This window comes from Variovorax sp. PBS-H4 (genome assembly GCF_901827205.1).
Lineage (GTDB): Bacteria > Pseudomonadota > Gammaproteobacteria > Burkholderiales > Burkholderiaceae_C > Variovorax.
Genome location: NZ_LR594676.1, coordinates 99,560 through 117,396 on the forward strand (window position 1 = coordinate 99,560; position 17,837 = coordinate 117,396).

Annotated in this window: 12 protein-coding genes; 10 read left to right on the plus strand and 2 right to left on the minus strand. The window is 65.2% G+C overall.

Annotation, left to right across the window (positions count from 1 at the left end; translation table 11 throughout):
• Nucleotides 1-1,945: 1,945 nt before the first annotated feature.
• On the plus strand, nucleotides 1,946-2,545 hold the full coding sequence (locus E5CHR_RS30980; RefSeq protein ID WP_162584065.1) for a recombinase family protein: 600 nt from the start codon (nucleotides 1,946-1,948) through the stop codon (nucleotides 2,543-2,545).
• A 31-nt stretch (nucleotides 2,546-2,576) separates the two neighbouring features.
• Here E5CHR_RS30980 and E5CHR_RS30985 read toward each other — a convergent pair whose 3' ends face one another.
• A complete protein-coding gene (locus E5CHR_RS30985; RefSeq protein WP_162584066.1) occupies nucleotides 2,577-2,801 on the minus strand; it encodes a hypothetical protein in 225 nt (74 codons plus the stop codon).
• 366 nt (nucleotides 2,802-3,167) lie between these two features.
• Between E5CHR_RS30985 and E5CHR_RS30990 the strand changes: the two genes are divergently transcribed.
• The 7 genes from E5CHR_RS30990 to E5CHR_RS31020 all read left to right on the plus strand — a co-directional run bounded on the left by E5CHR_RS30990 (nucleotide 3,168) and on the right by E5CHR_RS31020 (nucleotide 12,000).
• Nucleotides 3,168-3,968, plus strand: a complete 801-nt coding sequence (locus E5CHR_RS30990) for an NAD(P)-dependent oxidoreductase (protein WP_232062355.1) — start codon at nucleotides 3,168-3,170, stop codon at nucleotides 3,966-3,968.
• Nucleotides 3,969-3,984: 16 nt separating this feature from the next.
• The gene (locus tag E5CHR_RS30995) at nucleotides 3,985-4,536 is read left to right on the plus strand and encodes a TetR/AcrR family transcriptional regulator (protein WP_162584067.1); all 552 of its coding nucleotides are present in this window, start codon (nucleotides 3,985-3,987) and stop codon (nucleotides 4,534-4,536) included.
• Complete coding sequence (locus E5CHR_RS31000) at nucleotides 4,533-6,269, plus strand: CocE/NonD family hydrolase (protein WP_162584068.1); 1,737 nt, start codon at nucleotides 4,533-4,535, stop codon at nucleotides 6,267-6,269. The genes E5CHR_RS30995 and E5CHR_RS31000 overlap by 4 nt, the downstream gene beginning before the upstream one ends.
• On the plus strand, nucleotides 6,259-7,947 hold the full coding sequence (locus E5CHR_RS31005) for a CocE/NonD family hydrolase (RefSeq protein WP_162584069.1): 1,689 nt from the start codon (nucleotides 6,259-6,261) through the stop codon (nucleotides 7,945-7,947). Before E5CHR_RS31000 ends, E5CHR_RS31005 begins: the two co-directional genes overlap by 11 nt.
• Entirely contained in the window at nucleotides 7,944-8,798 is an 855-nt protein-coding gene (locus E5CHR_RS31010) for a cation diffusion facilitator family transporter (RefSeq protein WP_162584070.1), read from the plus strand. The genes E5CHR_RS31005 and E5CHR_RS31010 overlap by 4 nt, the downstream gene beginning before the upstream one ends.
• Before the next feature lie 772 nt (nucleotides 8,799-9,570).
• Nucleotides 9,571-10,608: an alpha/beta hydrolase gene (locus E5CHR_RS31015; RefSeq protein ID WP_232062350.1), complete on the plus strand. Its 1,038-nt coding sequence runs from the start codon at nucleotides 9,571-9,573 to the stop codon at nucleotides 10,606-10,608.
• Nucleotides 10,609-10,950: 342 nt separating this feature from the next.
• Nucleotides 10,951-12,000 (plus strand): PDDEXK nuclease domain-containing protein, encoded by a 1,050-nt coding sequence (locus E5CHR_RS31020; protein WP_232062351.1) that lies wholly within the window; start codon nucleotides 10,951-10,953, stop codon nucleotides 11,998-12,000.
• 182 nt (nucleotides 12,001-12,182) lie between these two features.
• On the opposite strand, the gene E5CHR_RS31025 is transcribed toward E5CHR_RS31020, so the two are convergent.
• Nucleotides 12,183-12,857 carry a GAF and ANTAR domain-containing protein gene (locus tag E5CHR_RS31025; protein ID WP_162584072.1) on the minus strand — a complete coding sequence of 225 codons (675 nt, stop codon included), beginning with the start codon at nucleotides 12,855-12,857 and terminating at the stop codon, nucleotides 12,183-12,185.
• 289 nt (nucleotides 12,858-13,146) lie between these two features.
• Between E5CHR_RS31025 and E5CHR_RS31030 the strand changes: the two genes are divergently transcribed.
• Nucleotides 13,147-13,875, plus strand: a complete 729-nt coding sequence (locus E5CHR_RS31030; protein ID WP_162584073.1) for a GAF domain-containing protein — start codon at nucleotides 13,147-13,149, stop codon at nucleotides 13,873-13,875.
• Nucleotides 13,876-14,836: 961 nt separating this feature from the next.
• Nucleotides 14,837-15,985, plus strand: coding sequence for a tyrosine-type recombinase/integrase (locus tag E5CHR_RS31035; RefSeq protein WP_162584074.1), 1,149 nt, complete (start codon nucleotides 14,837-14,839; stop codon nucleotides 15,983-15,985).
• Nucleotides 15,986-17,837: the final 1,852 nt, after the last annotated feature.

Sequence of the window (17,837 nt, forward strand, 5' to 3'; positions counted from 1 at the left end):
CGAGGGAAAGTAGGGTGAGCAGAGGGATGAGGGGGAGAACAATTTTTCCCCAGTCTTGCTCGTCCCAAACGATCCAAAATCCCCAAGCGGCTAGCCCGAGAAGCAAAACCAAGAGGAATATCTGGGTTGATTTCATAGTTGGAAGTTTACCTCGGGTCGAATAGGCCAGAACATGGGGCACGCCGGGTGCCGTGGTCGCGCGTCCAACCCGAGCCGAAAGTTGGTCGGTTCGAACGCTCGATGGTCACGACACCCGGCGGCTAACTACCGGCAGAGAGAGATTTCGCTAGCAGCAACCACTATTCCTGAGTCCTTTGGTAGCTAGAAGCGCCAACACCACGGAAAGACCGAGACTGGGTGCTCCCAAGACAATTCCCGCTGGCACAGCGGGTGCAAACTCGAAACAGCCCGGAGTCTTCCATTCACTTCCGTCCCACGTCAGGGTGCAAAGGCCGGAAGGATCGCTGAAACTGATGGGGTTGGCGAGGGAGTACAGGTAGTCGTTGGCTTCTTGTCCGGAGGGGTCGGGTTGGTTGAGGCGGCCGACGGTGGGGGGTGGGTTCCAGGATCTGTTGCAACACTCGTTATCTCGGATCGGTCGGGAGGGTGAGCATGCCTGGAGCTCGGTTGAACTTTGCTCAGCGGGGAGAGATCGCGTTGGGATTGGTGCGGGACGCTAGCTTGGCCGTCGAACGCTAGCTGGAGGCTGGCAGGTCACATTGTCAGCCGCGTCCGCTCATGCGACGGCTACAGTGAGTAGTCCGCGCGCGGTGCCGCTTCCGAGCGGCCGCAAGCCTGGACAACGCCGGGATCACAGCCAACCCGAGGAGCCAGAAGTACCTCGGGCCGTCCTGAACTATAAAGACGATCGCGATCACTGCAAGGACCGCCCCCACCGCAAAGGCAATCCAGTCCCATGTAGTCAACCCCATACGATTCATGATCTTGAAGGTACCCAGCAATGGTCCGACATCGGACGGAGGGGTCTGCCCCAGGTTCAGTTGAATCGCGGGGTGTGAATCTCAGGCCGCGGTCGCGTCTGTTGGTAGATCGTCTCAAACACGACCAGGGTGAGCTCGCCCAGGGATCGCTGCTGGTGGCGGCGGTGATAGGTCTTCTCGATCCAGGTCGCGATCGCCAAACGGAGTTCGTGCTGGCTGGTCCACCTCTGCCTCCGGCTACATCCTCGCCTACGCCCTTGCCGCTGGAATCGCGATCACACTCGTCGTCGTAGCCATAGCTTCTCTGTAGTCCACCGATCGGTGACCAGCTCAAGGTCGTCGTGCGCGGTGCTTCACGATGTTGATTACAGCCAGGACCAGGCACCCCACTGCAGCAATGCCTGCACCAGAAGCCGCGAGCATAGAACTCGTGGTCGATAAGATGATCGCGCCTATGATGAGCGCGCCCACGCTGCACGCCAAAAGATAGATGGTCGTCCGTCTGGCCATCGCCGCGTCCCCGGATTTCAACGGTTCACCATGGTCACGATGACGGCCGCTGCCAGGAACAGAACCCCGACTGCACCGCACACCCACACCCCCGCTTTGACCGAAGACGCTTCAGCCTCCGGCTCCTTCCACTTGTCGGGGGCGAGGCGTTCGCTGGCTCGATAGAGCTTTCGTCCGAAGAGGGCGTACACCAGGGACCACAGTACGAACCCCCCACCCATGAACCAAAGTATGGCCGTCCCGTTCATGACCCACCGGTACCCCTGCACCTTCCTCAGCATCGCTACCCGTCGCCGCTTCACGCCAAAGCACTAGATACCAGGGTTCGTGCCAATCGCCTGCATGCCCCACGCAGTGCTTCGTCACACCAAATGTCCGCAAAGATCGTATTCTTTACATGCCGATTACTCCCCCATCACCGCAGGTCGCAGTTGTAAAGGAACCCGTGTCCGCACCTATGTCAAGCCCTCGGGGGTTTGCGTTACATTCAGTCGATGCGGATCGGCTACGGACGGGTCTCCACCCGGGACCAACACCCGGAGTCGCAGCTCGATGCCCTCCAGGGCGCCTGCTGCGATGAGGTCTACATCGACAAGGCCTCCGGCAAGCTCGCCCGCCGGCCCGAACTCGACAAGGCACTGATTGCCGCCAGCCGGCGCGGAGACCAGCTCGTGGTCACCAAGCTCGACCGGCTCGGCCGTTCCTTGGAACACCTCATCGACCTGTCCAAGAATCTCCAGGACCGCGGGGTCGACCTGGTCGTCCTCGACCAAGGTATCGACACCTCGACCGCGGTCGGCCGCATGTTCTTCCAGCTCCTCGGCTCGATCGCCGAGTTCGAGCACGCCCTGATGTCGGAACGCACCTTGGACGGGCTCGCAGCTGCCCGAGCCCGCGGCCGCACCGGTGGCCAGAAACCGAAGCTCGGCGCACGACAGATCAAGGTGGCACAGGCGATGTACAACGAACTCGGCCCACATGGGCGGCACCGCTACACCGTCGGCCAGATCGCCGCCGAGTTCGGAGTCACCCGCCCCACCATCTACCGCTACCTCGACCAGGCATCCGCACCGGAAGAACCCGCCGAATCCTGATACGCAGAGGTGCCGGCAGGTGGTGCGAATGTCATCTGATGCCGAAGTTGCACCGCAGTGATCGCATTGCTGCCAAGCGCCCGACATCTCGACGGCGAGCAGCTGCCCCGAACTGCGGCGGCTGCTGGCCAGCACGGTAGTCCAGCGTGGTTGCCCTGCCGTCGTTGATGCCATCAAAGTCTTCATGGACCTCACCGCCGGACCGTCGACCTGAGTCGATGCCCACGCCGAGCGCTTCCGGCACGTCGGTCTGCACCGCTAGGAGGTCCTCGCTTCGGATGCGAGATTGCCGCAGTTGGTGCGATCGGTTGGCACCAGTTCTGCATCAGGTCCCATCTGAGGCTTTTGGATCGAGCAACTGCCCACCAGGCTCGCCGACGGCTCGCTTGGTGTCCTGGGTTCACTGGTGCTTTTGGGTGGTTGGGGGACGAATCCCTTGACGGCTGGCGGGCCGGGCGCGCAATCTTGGTAGGTCAACCAACCAGACGATCTCCGCCGCGGTTCGGATCACGAGGTCTCAAATTGAAAGGCAGTGTGTGATGGTGGATGTGACGGTGGTGGGGACGGGTGCGATGGGCTCGGCCATTGCCCGGAACCTTTGCGGGGCGGGTTCACGGTGGGTGTGTGGAATCGGGACAGCTCACGTCTGGCTCCGCTGACCGACGCGGGTGCGGTGCGGATCAGCTCGGTGTCCCAGGCGTTCGCGTCCTCAGGTGTTGTGCTGTCGGTGCTGGCCAATGACGCAGCCTTCCGCGAGGTCGTCCTCGACAGCGGTGTCCTGGCCGGTGCCGCTGAGGGCCTGGTGCACACGAACATGGCCACGCTCAGCCCCGATCTGGTGCGGGAAGCTGCAGCCGCCCATGCTGCGGCGGGCGTGGGGTATGTCGCCTCGCCGATGTTCGGTCCGCCGCCGCTGGCTGAGGCGGGGGCGCTGAACATCATCACCGCCGGAGCGCCGGCCGCGGTCGCCCGGGTGCAGCCGTTCCTCGCGGCCATCAGTGCGAAAGTGTGGCCGCTGGGCGCGATCCCGGAGCAGGCGAACCTGGTGAAGGTGGCGGGCAACCTGGTGGTCTCCTCCGCCATCCAGGTGCTCTCGGAGGCTGTCAGCCTCGCCGAACGCGGCGGTATCGACGCCCGATGGCTGGTCGACATGCTGACGTCGACCATCGTGCCCGGCCCGGTCTATGCCACGGTTGGCGAACGGATCGCGACCTCCCGGTACACGCCGGTCGGTTTCAGCGCCGTCGGCGGCCGCAAAGACGTCGACCTGGCCCGCTCAGCCGCGGCTGCCTACGACCTGCAGCTGCCGTTCGCGGACCCGCTGTCCGGAATGTTGACCGAGGTCATCGACGCCGGTCATGGACAGCAGGACTGGACCCAGCTGGCCGAGTTGCAGCGGCGCCGCTTTCTCAGCGCCCTCTGAATCGAAGGAAAGCATCGTGGCTGACAAGAGATCCGACATCGTGGGCGCAGCTATGGCTCTGGTGCAGGAGGAAGGCCTGTCCGGTCTGACCCAGCCCCGGGTGGCGAAGCGGCTCGAGCTGCGGCAGAGCCACGTCACCTACTACTTCCCCACCCGTGACGACCTGCTCGCCGCGGTCACCGAGCAGGCGGTCCAGCAAAGGGTCGCCGCCCTGAACACCGTCCGGTCCCCGCGCACCCTTCCTCGGAAGATTGCGGCACTGGCGGCTGTTCTCATTGACCCGGCGCAGACCCGCGTTCTCCTGGCCCTGACCCAGATCGCTGACAGCACACCGACTCTCCGCCCGCACTTCCGTTCCCTGTCCGGGGGCATCGCCCCGGCCGCCACCTCCCTGTTGCAGGCCGCCGGCGCCGACCCGACACCAGAGGCGATCGCCCTGCTGCAGACCACCTCGACCGGAATGGCCGTCGTTGCCCTCGCGACCGGGCAGAGCGATCCGGCACCTCTGATCGCCCTGCTCACCGATCTTCTCGCCTCACTCCCCCGTTCCCGGAAGGAACAGCCATGACTGCGCTGAAACCCTCGACCACCGGCCGGCAGTACGCCGACTGGACCCCCACCGCCGTCGCGATGAGCGGCCTCGGCCACCGCATGCTTGCCGATCAGATGGTCCCGGTCGCCGACGACGCCGCATTGCACACCGACGTCTATCTGCCCGAGACGCAGGGCCGCTACCCAGCGGTCGTCATCTTCGGCGGCTACTCCGCCGAGCTGGCCTCGGCGGGAGTTCCCATGGGCAGCAACGAGATCGGCTCCCCGCCGGTGTTCACCGACCGCGGCTACTGCCCCGTCGTCGTCGAACGCCGCGGCATGGGGCGCTCCACCGGTGAACAGGCCCCCCACTTCCACCCGCAGGACACCGACGACGAAGTGAAGGTCATCGCCTGGGCCGCTGAACAGCCCTGGTGCAACGGCGAGGTCGTTCTGTTCGGCACCTCGTACTACGGCGTCACCCAACTGCTCGCGGCCGAACGGAAACCCCCTGCCCTGAAGGCGTTCTTCGCCAACGAGGTGTGCACGGACCTCTACCGCCATCTGATCAACTTCGGTGGGGCCCCGGCCCTGTACTTCCTGAACGTGTGGATGGGTGCCAACTTCACCAAGGGGATGGAGGACCTGCGTCTCAGTCCGCAGAAGCGCGCGCTGATCAGTCAACTCACCAACGGCCGACTCCATCCGTTGATGGAGAAGATCGTGCACCGCAAGATGGACGACCTGTTCACCCACTTCATGGCCGCCACCCCGACCGAACCCATCCTGCGCTCCTACGTCGACTGGATCTTCGACGCGAAAACGCCCGACCACCCGGGCCTGCCGACGGGATCGTCCGGGAGACTGGACCAGATCGACATCCCGTTCACCGTCGTGCAGAACCTCGGCTATCTCAACCTGCACCAGTTCGGCACCTACGATCTGTGGGAGAACGCTTCCACCCCGGCCGATCGCAAGTGGATGATCCTCGGCCCCGCCGAGTACGACCTGCCCGTCTTCTCCTGGCAGAAGGAGGCTCTGGCTTTCTTCGACCACATCCTGCGGGGCACCGACAACGGCTACGACGCCCAGCCTCCCGTCCGCTACTGGGTCGAGGGCGCGGAGAGCTTCGCGACGGACATCTCGTTCCCCCCCGCAACCGCACGCCGTCGACGGCTGTACCTCGGGTCCGAGAGCACCCTGTCGGACCAGGTGCCGGCCGAAGGCAGCGACAGCTGGCTCGCCGTCCCCCTGGGACTGCCGACCCTCGGCGGCCTCGACACCATCGACCGCCAGCTGGTCACCTTCACCATGCAGATCGAACGCGACACCCAACTCGCCGGTGCTGTGACTGCCCGGCTGACGTTCAGCTGCAACGAGATCGATTCCTTCATCATGGCGCGACTGTCCCGCATCGACACCCAGGGCACGCCGCACCTGCTGTCCACCGGCGCCGTCCGCCCCACCACCTGCACCGAGGACCCCTCCCGATCCACCAGCATCGAAATCGTCCACGACACCGGGATCCGCACTCCCCTGGTCCCGGGAGAGCCGACCGAGGTGTGGTTCAGCCTCACCCCCTTCCCGGTCCTGCTACGGGCCGGTGAACGACTGCAGCTCGACATCGGTAGCCGCTCCGACCTACTGCGCGGCGACCCGTCCGACGGCTACGTCCAATTCGACATCCCCGCCCCGCCCTACCTGTGCCGCAACACCGTCCACTTCGGCGGCGAGAGTTGGATCGAGGTCGACGAGACCGATGTTCACTGACCGCCCCTGGCACCGCCCCGGCGCCACCACGTACGCACTGACCCGGCTCCGCGGACTTCGCCGTCCACCCGTGACAGTGGTCGAAGCCCCCGACGTGATCGTCGACAACAACCGCCCGATCCCCACCCGGGACGGAACCGTCCTGCGAGCAAACGTGTACCGCCCACAAGGTGCCGGTCCCTGGCCGGTGATCCTGTGCGCGCACCCCTACGGCAAGGACAACCTGCCGACCCGCAACGGCAAGGGATGGAAGCTCTCCCCCCAGTTCCGCGCCATGCGCCAAACCTCGCCCGTGCGGTTCTCCCCGTACACCAGTTGGGAAGCCCCCGACCCCGCCTACTGGACCGCGCACGGCTACGTCGTCGTCAACGCGGACCTGCGCGGGTCGGGCACCTCCGACGGCATCGGCACCCTGCTGTCGGCGCAGGAGGGCCGCGACGTCGCCGACATCATCCAATGGTCGGCCGAACAGCCATGGAGCACCGGTGATGTCGGCATGCTCGGCGTCTCCTACCTGGCAATCAGCCAATACGCCGGCGCCGCCGAACGACCCCCGGCGCTGCGCTGCATCGCCCCGTGGGAGGGCTTCACCGATCCTTACCGCGATCTGATGCGACCCGGCGGGGTCCGTGAGAACGGCTTCCTCCAGCTCTGGTCCGCCTTGATGAAAGCCCGAGAAACGGTCGATCTGGCGAAGGCGACCGCCGTGCACCCGACCCGCGACGCCTGGTGGCAGTCCCTGGTCCGCGACATCGACCGGATCCAGGTACCGGCACTGCTGTGCACCTCGTTCTCCGACAACAACCTGCACAGCCGCGGCACCTTTCGGGCCTTCGAGAAGATCGGCAGTACCGACCGTTTCGCCTGGACCCACCGCAGCGGCAAATGGTCGACCTTCTACTCCGACGAGGCCAAGCACGACCAGCTGGCCTTCTTCGAGCACTTCCTCGCAGGCCGGACACCGCGCCCCGACCTGCCCCCGGTCCGCCTAGAAATCCGGGACAGCCGCGACGTCGTCACCGCCGTCCGCGCCGAGAACGAATGGCCACTGGCCCGGACGTCGTGGACACCCTGGTACCTCGGCCCCGACGATCTCACCGACGCCCCGGCGACCACCGACGGCAGCGGCACCTTCAACCTCCGTCGCACCGCCGTCGCGTTCCGACGCCAGATGACCGAGGACTGCGAACTCACCGGCCCCATGTCCCTGCGGATCTGGGTGGAACTGCATCACACCACTGACGCGAACCTCTTCGTCGGGATCGAGAAATGGCGAGACGGCAAGTACGTGCCGTTCGAGGGCTCCTACGGCTTCGGCCGAGATCGGGTCACCACCGGCTGGCAACGGGTATCGATGCGCGCTCTGGAGCAGAACGCCTCAGCTCCCGGACGGCCCCAGTTCACCTTCGACCGCGCTCAGCCGGTCGCCTCCGGTGAGATCGTCCCGGTAGACGTCGCTCTCGGGCCGTCGGCCACAAGCTTCCGCGCCGGGGACGAGCTTCGCCTCGTCATCGCCGGCCGGTGGCTCTGGCCGCGGAACCCCCTTACCGGGCAGTTCCCCGCCAGGTATCCCAAGGGACCCAAGGGCACGGCCACCCTGTACTGGGGTCCCGATCGCCCCGCAGCTCTGACCGTCCCCATCATTCCCGCTGACCATCCGGGGTCGAGCCGGCAATGAAAGCAGCCTGGATCGAGGACCTGCTGTCGTTGGCCCCGCCAATCGCCTTTTTGATCGCGGTCCACATCGTCAAGCGGCCGCCATCGGCCAAATACCCCTACGGTCTTCACCGCGCCGTCGGAGTTGCTCACCTGGTCGCCGGCGTCGCCCTGTTCGCGATGGGCGCGTTCCTCATCTTCGACTCGATCACCGGACTGATCGGAGCTGAACACCCACCCATCGGATCCGTGGTGTTCCTGGGCCACCAGATCTGGCTGGGCTGGTTGATGATCGGCGCGATGGCGCTCACCATCCCCCTGCCGATCTACTTCGGCAAGGTCAAAATGCGGCTGGCGAAGGAACTGCACGACAAGGTCCTCTACGCCGACGCCGACATGAACAAGGCCGACTGGATGACTGCTGTCGGGTCCATCGTCGGCGTCACCGGCATCGGATTCGGCCTGTGGTGGGCCGATTCGGTCGCCGCCCTGTTCATCGCCACCAGCATCCTGTGGGACGGCATCAAGAACCTGCGCTCAGCCGTCACCGACCTCATGGACACCACCGCCACCACCTTCGACGACGACGAACCGCACCCCGTCGCCCGGAAAGTCGACGCCTACCTCCGCGACCTGCCCTGGGCCGACCAGGTCGGCTCCAGAGTCCGCGACCAAGGCCACGTCTTCCACGTGGAGTCCTTCATCGTCCCCGCCCACGGTCACATGCCGACCCTGCAACAGCTCACCGACGCCCGGAACGGCTGCATCGCGCTGGACTGGAAAGTCCAGGACATCGTCCTGATCCCGATCGACCACCTGCCCGCAGAAGTCGGCGGACCCGACCACACCCACCCCGCCGAACGCAGCCGCTGAAGACTGCAACCGGCGCGGGTTACCTCTTGCACGGTCTGGTCAGGTGCCTGATGGTGGGCGGCGACAAGTACCTAGGGCAACCCCAATGGCTACCGGGCCTGATCACCGACGCAGCTGAGCGCGGTCATCAACTCATGGCAGCGCCCTGTGGGCGAGACCCGCTGGTCCGCGCTCGCGATCTGGCTCAGGAAAGCTGTGCCCGCGCTGCACCAGCGCGACGCCACCGATGCCGGCATTCCCAGTGTCCTGTCCATCCGCCTCTCCCTACGACCCCACCCTCGGGTGTGGTCAGCCTTACATCACCCTGGGCAAGGACCCGCTAGCGGGTAGTGGACAAAGGCCCGACTGGGTATTGGACGGAGGGAAAAGAGCTGACCCGAGCGACGTCATCGGAGCCGACATGACCCGACGAAGCACGATCCGCTATGTCCGCCCCGTTCTGCTCGCGGCAGTCCTGGCGACCGCCGGCGGCTGCGGGAGTGCTCCCCCCGCTGGTAGCGACCTACCCGAGATGTACACGACCAGCGTCCTGTCCTCCGACAGGACCTCGGCGTCTTCCACGGCCCAGAGCCCGCCGACGTCTACCGCTTCGTCCTCCACCGCCGCGCCGGGCTCCCGGACGCCGACGGTTGATTCCGGTGCCGACCCGGGAGAGGTCGCCATCGAACTGCCGCCGCCCACGGGTCCGGCCGACACCGGGACCGTTCTGCTCCACCTGCGCGATGAGTCCCGGACGGACCCACTGGATCCGGCCGGAGGTCAACGGGAGCTCATGGTCCAACTCTGGTATCAGGCCGATCTGTCCGGGTCGGCCGCGGACCTGCCGCTCGCTCCCTACGTGCCCACTGCGGAGGCGGAGGCGTTGCTGGCGTTCTACCCGATCCCCCCGGGCGCTTTCACCGCAGAGACGAACAGCCGGATCGGTGCCCCCGTCGCCGCCGGCTCCCACTCGGTGGTGTTCTTCCACCACGGGCTGTGTGCCGCCCGCACGGACTCGACCATCGTGGCCGAGCAACTCGCAAGTCTGGGACACGTCGTCGTGGCCTTGGGCAACACTCACGAATCACCCCTGGTGCAGTTCCCGGACGGCCGCACCGTCGCTACCAGCAACCCCGACTTCTGCACCGCTGGAACGGATCCGGCTTCACCGGTGCTGCAGCAACTGCTGCAGGTGCGGGTCGAGGACGTCAGCTTCACCGCTGATGCCCTGCAGCAGATCCACGACGGCGCCAACCCCACCGCCGACGGCGCCCCACTGCCTGCCGGGCTCGATTCCGCCCTGGAACTGGACCGGATGGGCATCTACGGGCACAGCTTCGGCGGCGCGACGGCAGCAGCCGTGCTGGCCGTCGACGGCAGGTTCGTGGCCGGGATCGATCTCGACGGGTTCATCATCGGCCCGGTCGCCCAGCAAGGCCTCGACAAGCCGTTCCTGGTGGTGGGAAGCAGCTACCACGACCCGACCTTCGACCCGACCTGGGGCACCTTCCTGCCGACCCTGACCGGGTGGCACCGCTGGTTCCAGGTCACCGATGCCGGGCACTACCGGTTCATCGACCTCGGCGGCAGCGCCATGAAGTGGGGGCTCGACACCACGTTGAAAGAACAGGACCCGACCACCTGGACCCAGGTATTCGGCGACATCGACGACGCCACCTCACAGCAGATCAACCGCGACCTCGTCGCCGGGTTCTTCGGCGACTTCCTACGCGATGAGTCCGCGGCGGTGCTCGAAGAGCCGGCAGCCCTCTTCCCCAACGTCATCGACCGCACCGCAGAGATCGTGACCAGCCCGACGCCCACCAGCTGACAATGGGTGATGAGGCTAGTTCGTGAGGTTGGACCTCGTTTGCCGGACTGGACAGTGCCACCTCCGAAATCGACCTGAGCCAAGCCAACGCCCACACGCTCCGCACGGCCCTGCGCCTGTACGGCTCCGCCGACCGAGCTCCGTAGCCGTAACGAACTCGCCCAGATCCGCACTCGGGCTGTCGAGGCTGTCGTCCTTTGAGGGATCGCCGGATCGGCCACGCCACGCGCTGGCGGCACTTCCGGCTACGGTTGATCTGCGTCCGACGATTGGTCGGTGGCGGATTGGTGCTGTGGTGGAGGGACTGTGACGTCGTTGGTGCCGCAAGGATACCGCGGCCTCGTGGCCGCGATCGGCGTCGAGGTCCGGTCCACCCGGCTACGGGCAGCGCGGGCAGCCAATACCGAGCTGGTCGCCTTGTACTGGCGGATCGGTCGGCTGATCCTGGAACGTCAACGCACGCAGCCGTGGGGCTCGAAGGTGATCCGGCAGCTCGCGGCCGACCTGCGGCGGGAGTTCCCGTCAATGACCGGATTGTCGGCAACGAACCTGCAGTACATGAGAGCATTCGCAGCTGCCTGGCCGGCTGAGCCAGTTTCCCCACAGCCTGTGGGGAAACTGCCATGGGGGCACGTCCGGGCCCTGCTCGATCAGCTCGACGACCCGGTACTGCGTGACTGGTACGCCCAGCGTGACGCCGTGAACAACTGGTCCCGGCAGGTCTTGGAACACCACATCGCAACCGGCCTGCACCGCAGGGCCGGTGCGGCGCCGAACAACTTCACCCGCCACCTCGAGCCCAGCGATGCCGACCAAGCGCAAGAGATCGTCAAAGACCCCTACATCTTCGACTTCCTCGACCTGGACGAGCGGTCCAAAGAACGGGCCATCGAAGAAGCCCTTACCGACCGGCTCCAAGACACCCTTGCCGAACTCGGACCAGGATTCGCCTTCGTGGGCCGGCAAGTGCACCTTGCCGTCGACAGCGACGAGTTCTTCATCGACTTGCTGCTGTTCCACGCCGAGCAGGTCCGCTACGTCGTCGTCGAACTCAAGGTAGGAAAATTTCGGCCCGAGTTCGCCGGGCAACTCGCCTTCTATGTCACCCTCGTCGATGAACAGCTCCGCCACCCGGACCGGCACGCCCCCACCGTCGGCATCCTGCTATGCAGCACCGGATCCAACGACAGCGTCGTGCGATACGCGCTGCGGTCCACCAACGCTCCCATGGCCATCGCCACCTACACCTACGACATGCTGCCGCCAGCTGAACAGGCAGCCCTCCCTGCTGCTGAAGCGATCACTGCCGCGTTCACTGGCGTCGGCGAATTAGCTGACGACACCCAGATAGACGTCGGCTCAGCCGCCGCGATCATCGACGACACGCAGTGAATGATGCTGAACAGGTGAAGCGATGCCGGCTGTCTACATCACCAAACCGTGACCGAATGGGCCACGGGCGGGAATCAAGTATGGGCGGACCAAGGTCAACCCTGACCACGGATCCGTGCTGTGAGGGCTGAGCCCAGCGAGGCAACTGGACTTCCGATTTCCTGCAGGACCGTCGGGGGCCCTCAATCGCGAAATTCTGGAGGGATGCCGCGGTGAGCAACAATCCTGGTGGCAATCGCTGACAGCTTCAGCTCGTGGTGGCTGGACAGTCGTCGTAACACCTCGAACGCCTGGTCCATGCTGATGTCGTACTTGCCCACCAGAATTCCCTGGGCCGCGCCGACTCGGTGCCGGGCGTCAATCGCCGCCCACAGGTGTTCGCTCTGCCGGTGCCCAGCCAGGGTCACCGACACCGTCGACGCGATGAACTTCGCTGTTTCCAGGTCGTCGTGCCCGAAGGTTCGTGAACCGGTGACGTACAGATTGAGAGCACCCATGGAATCCCGCTCGGTATACAGATGCACGCTCAGCACCGCACCGACCCCGGCTCGGGCCGCAGCCGGACCCCAGATAGGCCAACGCTCGTCACCGCTCACGTCGTGACTGGTCAAGGCGCCGTCCTGGTACGACGCCTGCACGCAGGGCCCCTGCCGAAGGTCGTACTGAAGGGCGTCGAGTCTGTTCACCAGGTCATCGGTGGCGCCGACGGTCGACAGCTCATCACCAACTCGTTCGGTAACCCCGGCCATGTCACACACCCCCGAGGCGACAGCGGCAGCCAGGATCCCCCGCAACCCTTGATCTAGGCGCGCGTCGATATCTGCCTGCCCGAGTGCCCGCTGGGCCTGGGTGATCATGTCCTGGATGAACCGAGGAACTGTCTCCGGGCCGGTTACCACGACAGTGGCTGGTCACATTGGGCCGTCGGACGGCACTTCAACTCTAGGAATAGCGCTGACACGGTGGGCCTTTCCCTCCGACTCATGCGGGCTGCGAGTGCTACCCGCCCATCGACATGACGTCGGGTCTGCGACCCGATAGGTGGGTGTCATGGTAAACCGAGGACCCTGGGCTCTCCGTACACACCTGCTATCCACTGGCGGCGGTGTCGACACCGGGTGTGGCGGGTATTCACCCGAGGTGGAGATGTCCGAACCGTTTGCAGCTGCCTATCGGCGCGCCACCACCCAGACGGCGCCCGGTGGCCCGGAGATGATCGGCGTGCAACTCGCCGTGGCCTGCGCCGACGCGCTCTCCGTCGACGGCGTGGGTCTGAGCCTTTTCACCTCCGACTCCTTCAGAACCCCGATCGGGGCCAGCAGTCCCTTTGCCACCGCCGCGGAGAGGCTGCAGTTCACCGTCGGCGAAGGACCCTGCCTGGACGCCCACACGCACCGCGAGCCTGTCCGTGCTTCCGACACTGAGTTGGCGCGGCGGTGGCCGGCGTTTCATCGAGAGCTCGTTACCAAGACTCCCTTTCGAGGCATCATCTCCCTCCCCTTGGGGCATGATCTGGCCGGTCACGCCGCGATCGACATCTACTTCCGTCACCCGGGACGCATCCTGGATCCGACCATCCAGCAGACCACCGCAGCAGCAAACACCGTGGCCGCTCTGCTCGCAGAGCATCTCCGATCAATCCCGTTCGGTTCGGCCGCGATCGACGCTTGGTTCGACGCCACGGAAGACTCTCAACGAGCCATGGTCAGTATTGCCATGGGGATGGTCACCGTGGCCGCGGACGTGACCTTCCACGATGCTCTGTCACTGCTGCGCGCTCACGCTTACGCCACGGACACCTCCCTTGACCAGCTCAGCACAGACCTGGTCACTGGCCGCAAGACCACCCACGATCTCGAACTGGGGAACTGGTAGGAGGGCAACCGCGTACCCGAAATTGCCTTCGATTCCCGCTGCTCCCTTATTGATGCTTGCGGTCCCAAAACCCCTCACCCGCCGTCTTAAGCATTAGCCCGGCTGACGTCGATTCCGTGGCCGTGGTCGCACCCGCTCGGAACGGACGGCGGTAGGGCGGAGCAACCTTCATCTCGATCGCCGCCACGGCGACCACGTTGAACGCCGCACACCTCGATGTCTTGGTGCAGGTTGTGATCGTGGTGGACCGGCGCACGGCGGCCCCGGCTGGACGTATGCCTGACCATCCGGGCGTCGAGATCGGGGTTCCCAGACCGGCTTGGCGCGGCCGAAGTCGCAGGCATCGCCCACATCCTGAATAGCACCCACGTCCTCACCAGCAGAGATGTGGTTGGCCTGCACCGACGCAGACAGCCGCACGTCCTCCTCGACTGGCTGATGCATCATCACCTGGTGGCCAGCAGTGAGGTGGAGCTGCTTCTGAGAAGCAGGTGAGGCCAACTGAGCGGTCCGGCCTTGAGCGCCCGGACCACCGGTGCCCCCTGGGCCCACCCCCCACATCGCGGAGCCAATTTTGGCACCTTCGCCCAGGCCTACCTCGTCGTCGGCGGTTCCCCACCTAGCAGAGCACGAAAAACGTCCTGGTCAAAACGGCACGCACCAACGCCTGCACGACCGGCCGTAGGCCGACGGGATAGCCGCCTACCTCCTGCGCCATTCGCCAGGCTTCCGAGCCATTCAGTGCACGATGGGGCCTGCCCGGCTGGTCGCACCTCGACTACGTAGCACTCGCTTTGGTTAACAGTTCTGCTGCGATGATAATTGAACGTTATCATCGCAGCATGGTGCGAGACGTGGTCTGGGTGCCCACCGCGTCTGCGACGCGCAACTGCGGGGTGTTGCTGCAGGTCAGGCGCCCCGAAAGTCGTGGGCGGGCCGTACTGAGTCTTTGGAGTGCTCGATGAGTGAGCCGGCAACCGAGCCTAGATTCGTCAGTGTGACGGAAGTTGGGGTGTTGTCGCAGGTTGAGGGCGTGGATGCGGTCGGGATTGGAGAGCTTCGAGAGCTGGTCGAGGCGTCTTTGGCTTCAGCGACGCAGCGGGCGTATGCAGCCGATTGGGAGCGGTTCGCTGTGTGGTGTGACGGTCAAGGCGTGGATGCGGTGTGGGCCTCGGATGAGGACTTGGGCCGGTATGTGGCGTTGGCTGCGTCTGAGGTTCGTGAAGACGGGTCGTGGGCGGTAGCAGTGGCTACGTTGCGCCGTTGGGTGTCGGGGATCAATCAGGTTCATCGGGCGGTCGGGCGTGAGTTGGCGCCGGGTCGGTCGGAAGTGGTGCGGCGTGCGTTGGCGGGTGTGGCTCGGACGCGGAGGGAGGCGCCGCGGCGGCGTAAGCCGTTGCGGTTGATGGCGTTGAAGAAGCTGGTGGTGACAGCTCGGGGGACCGCTGTGACGTGGCAGCAGAAGATTCGGGCTGAGCGGGACTGCGCGATCTTGCTGGTGGGTCATCTGGGGGCGTTTCGTGAGTCTGAGCTGGTGCAGTTGCGGTTGGGGGACTTTGAGCAGGTCGATGGTGGTCTGCATGTGTACGTGGCAGGGTCGAAGACTGATCAGCTGGGCACGGGCAGGTCGAAGGGGTTGACTCGGGTTGCTGCTGCGCAGGGGTGTGCGTTGTGTGCGTGGTGGCGGTGGTGGTCGTTAGTGCGCGCGCATGATGCTGGTGGGCGTCCAGCGGTGCTGAATGCTGTGGAGGCGCTCCCTGCGGCGGACGAGCATGTGTGCCGGCAGCAAGTGCTCGTTGGTGAGCCTGGGATGCCGTTCTTGCGGGTGCTGGGTCAGGCTGGCTGGGTGACTGAGCGCGGGTTGTCCCCGCATGCGGTGTACCACGTGGTTCGTCGGCGGGCGAAGCTGGCGGGCTACACCGATCAGGAAATAAGTCGGTTGGGTGGGCACTCGCTGCGGTCTGGGTTCATCACGGATGCGTTCGATGCTGGTGCGTCGGATGGTGAGGTGATGAAGCAGACCTGGCATCGGTCGATTACGCAGGTCCGTGACTATCAGCGAGGCACTCCCCTGGCTGGCAATGCGGTTAACCGGATTGAGCTGCCATGAAGCCGGCCACGCAGGATGCGTATGAGAGGGACTGGCTGCTGTTCGTGGACTGGTGCCGTGCTCGGGACTTGGACTATCTGCCGGCCCCCGCTGAGACGGTAGAGGTGTTCTTGTCCCTTCTTGGATCGGTCTCGAGCCGTCGGCGGGGAGCTGCTGCGATCCGGTTCCATCATCGAGCAGCTGGTCTTGCTGAACCTGCACTTGTTCGGGGCCGACCGGGGCGGCCACTGTCGACAGCCCCGAGCGATCTGATCGACGCTGCATTGGCCGGTTTGCCTCGATGGGGGTGGACGGCCGGGCTGTTCGGTCGACGTGACGCCGTTCTGTTGGTCTTGCGGTTTGCGATGGCCCTGTCGCCGGAAGGGATCGCTCAGCTGGATGCTGGCGAGGTGATCGCTGACGGCCAGGGTGGTCTGAGGGTGCACGGCCGTGAGGTGGGCGGTGACGCGGACCCGGCCCTGTGTCCTGGGTGCATCTGGGCCAGGTGGGTCCCTGTCATGCAGCGCGTGCACCGTTTCACCCCAACCGCAGAGCTGGCGAAGGCGTTCACGCGGCCTGAAGAGCCGCCTGCCGTAGATCGGCATGACTGCGAACGCAGTACCCCTGGACTGACTGGTCCCGCGTTGATGACGTTTGACCGGTGGGGGTCCGCTCCCCTACCGGTCAGGGCCCCGACGTCCCAGGGACTGCGCGGGTTGTCTCATGCTCACCGTGCCGGGACGGCGGTGCAGCATCCGATCAGAGACCTTCCGCGGACCGTTGAATCTGTTGCCACTCCCCTACCGCCGCCAGCTCCGTTCATGGCGCCGTACCCCGAGGTGGCCGGACTGGGCTGGCGACGAAAGCTCGAAGGCCTTCTCCATGTGGATGAGGCAAGTCAGGCTCTGAACTTGGTCGTCGACCAGGCCGACGCTTTGAATGCCCGCCTCGACCAGCTTCTCGCCGATGCCGATGCGCTTCGCTCAAGAGTGGACAACGTCACGCGGCTACCGCGCTTTAGAGGCTAGGGGGGAGCTCCCTAGCCGCTGTCACATGCATGGAGATCCACTGAATAGTGGCGTTCTTGCATGTCAGCGAAGCGTGCACGACACGTGCGCCGCACGTGCATAGTTAGTGGCGAGTTGGTCATTCACGCGTGACCTGTGGGCGGCCGCGGCCGGGTCGCTCTTCAGCTGCCATCGTGGATCCACATGGGCGCTCGCTTAGCTCAGTCGTGTTCCTTCTGGTCGCGGTGCTCGACGACGTGGTCCACCTGAGCCGCAGCGTGAGTGAGCCACCGACATGGCCTCCGCATTCGGTTGGGCGTTCCGCCGGCGGTGAGCGAGTCGCGAGCGTCACTGGAGCTGTTTCTGCAGGTCGCGTGAGCGTGCATGAAACATGCATTGCACGTGCAAGCGCTTGTCGGGTTCGTCAATCTCTGTGAGCAGCATCTGGCCGTCATCCCAAGCGCTCTCCCACTGCGTCATCCGCGCCTTGCTCTGCGTTCAGCTTCATAGCGTCCACTTGGGCTTTCCATGGGGCGGCGCCCTGCGTCGAGCCTGAACCGGGTTCATAGGTTCAGGCGGTTCGATACCCGACCCTGTTGGCGGACTGACAAACAGTTCGCGCCACAAGTGGCCCGCCATGAGAAGGCCCCACAGTGACGGACACTTGCAATGCACGTGCGTGCAACGTGCGTGCGTCGCACTGCCTGCTTGCCCTGCTGTGCTGTGAGCTGCTTAGCTGTGTGCTTGCGCGCAGGTCTGCCCGGCAGTGTGACTGTTTGTCTGAGTGTGTGCGGTGTGACTGCAGGTTGTATTGCTTGTCGGCGTGTCTGCCGACGGAGCGGGCTGCTTGTGGGGAAGATTGATGG

Bases quoted from the DNA above. Each gene is read 5' to 3' on its own strand.
- E5CHR_RS30980 (WP_162584065.1), top strand. From the start codon at position 1,946: ATGCGGATCGGCTACGGACGGGTCTCCACCCGGGACCAACACCCGGAG.
- E5CHR_RS31000 (WP_162584068.1), top strand. From the start codon at position 4,533: ATGACTGCGCTGAAACCCTCGACCACCGGCCGGCAGTACGCCGACTGG.
- E5CHR_RS31005 (WP_162584069.1), top strand. From the start codon at position 6,259: ATGTTCACTGACCGCCCCTGGCACCGCCCCGGCGCCACCACGTACGCA.
- E5CHR_RS31010 (WP_162584070.1), top strand. From the start codon at position 7,944: ATGAAAGCAGCCTGGATCGAGGACCTGCTGTCGTTGGCCCCGCCAATC.
- E5CHR_RS31015 (WP_232062350.1), top strand. From the start codon at position 9,571: ATGGTCCAACTCTGGTATCAGGCCGATCTGTCCGGGTCGGCCGCGGAC.
- E5CHR_RS31025 (WP_162584072.1), bottom strand. From the start codon at position 12,857: ATGATCACCCAGGCCCAGCGGGCACTCGGGCAGGCAGATATCGACGCG.
- E5CHR_RS31030 (WP_162584073.1), top strand. From the start codon at position 13,147: ATGTCCGAACCGTTTGCAGCTGCCTATCGGCGCGCCACCACCCAGACG.
- E5CHR_RS31035 (WP_162584074.1), top strand. From the start codon at position 14,837: ATGAGTGAGCCGGCAACCGAGCCTAGATTCGTCAGTGTGACGGAAGTT.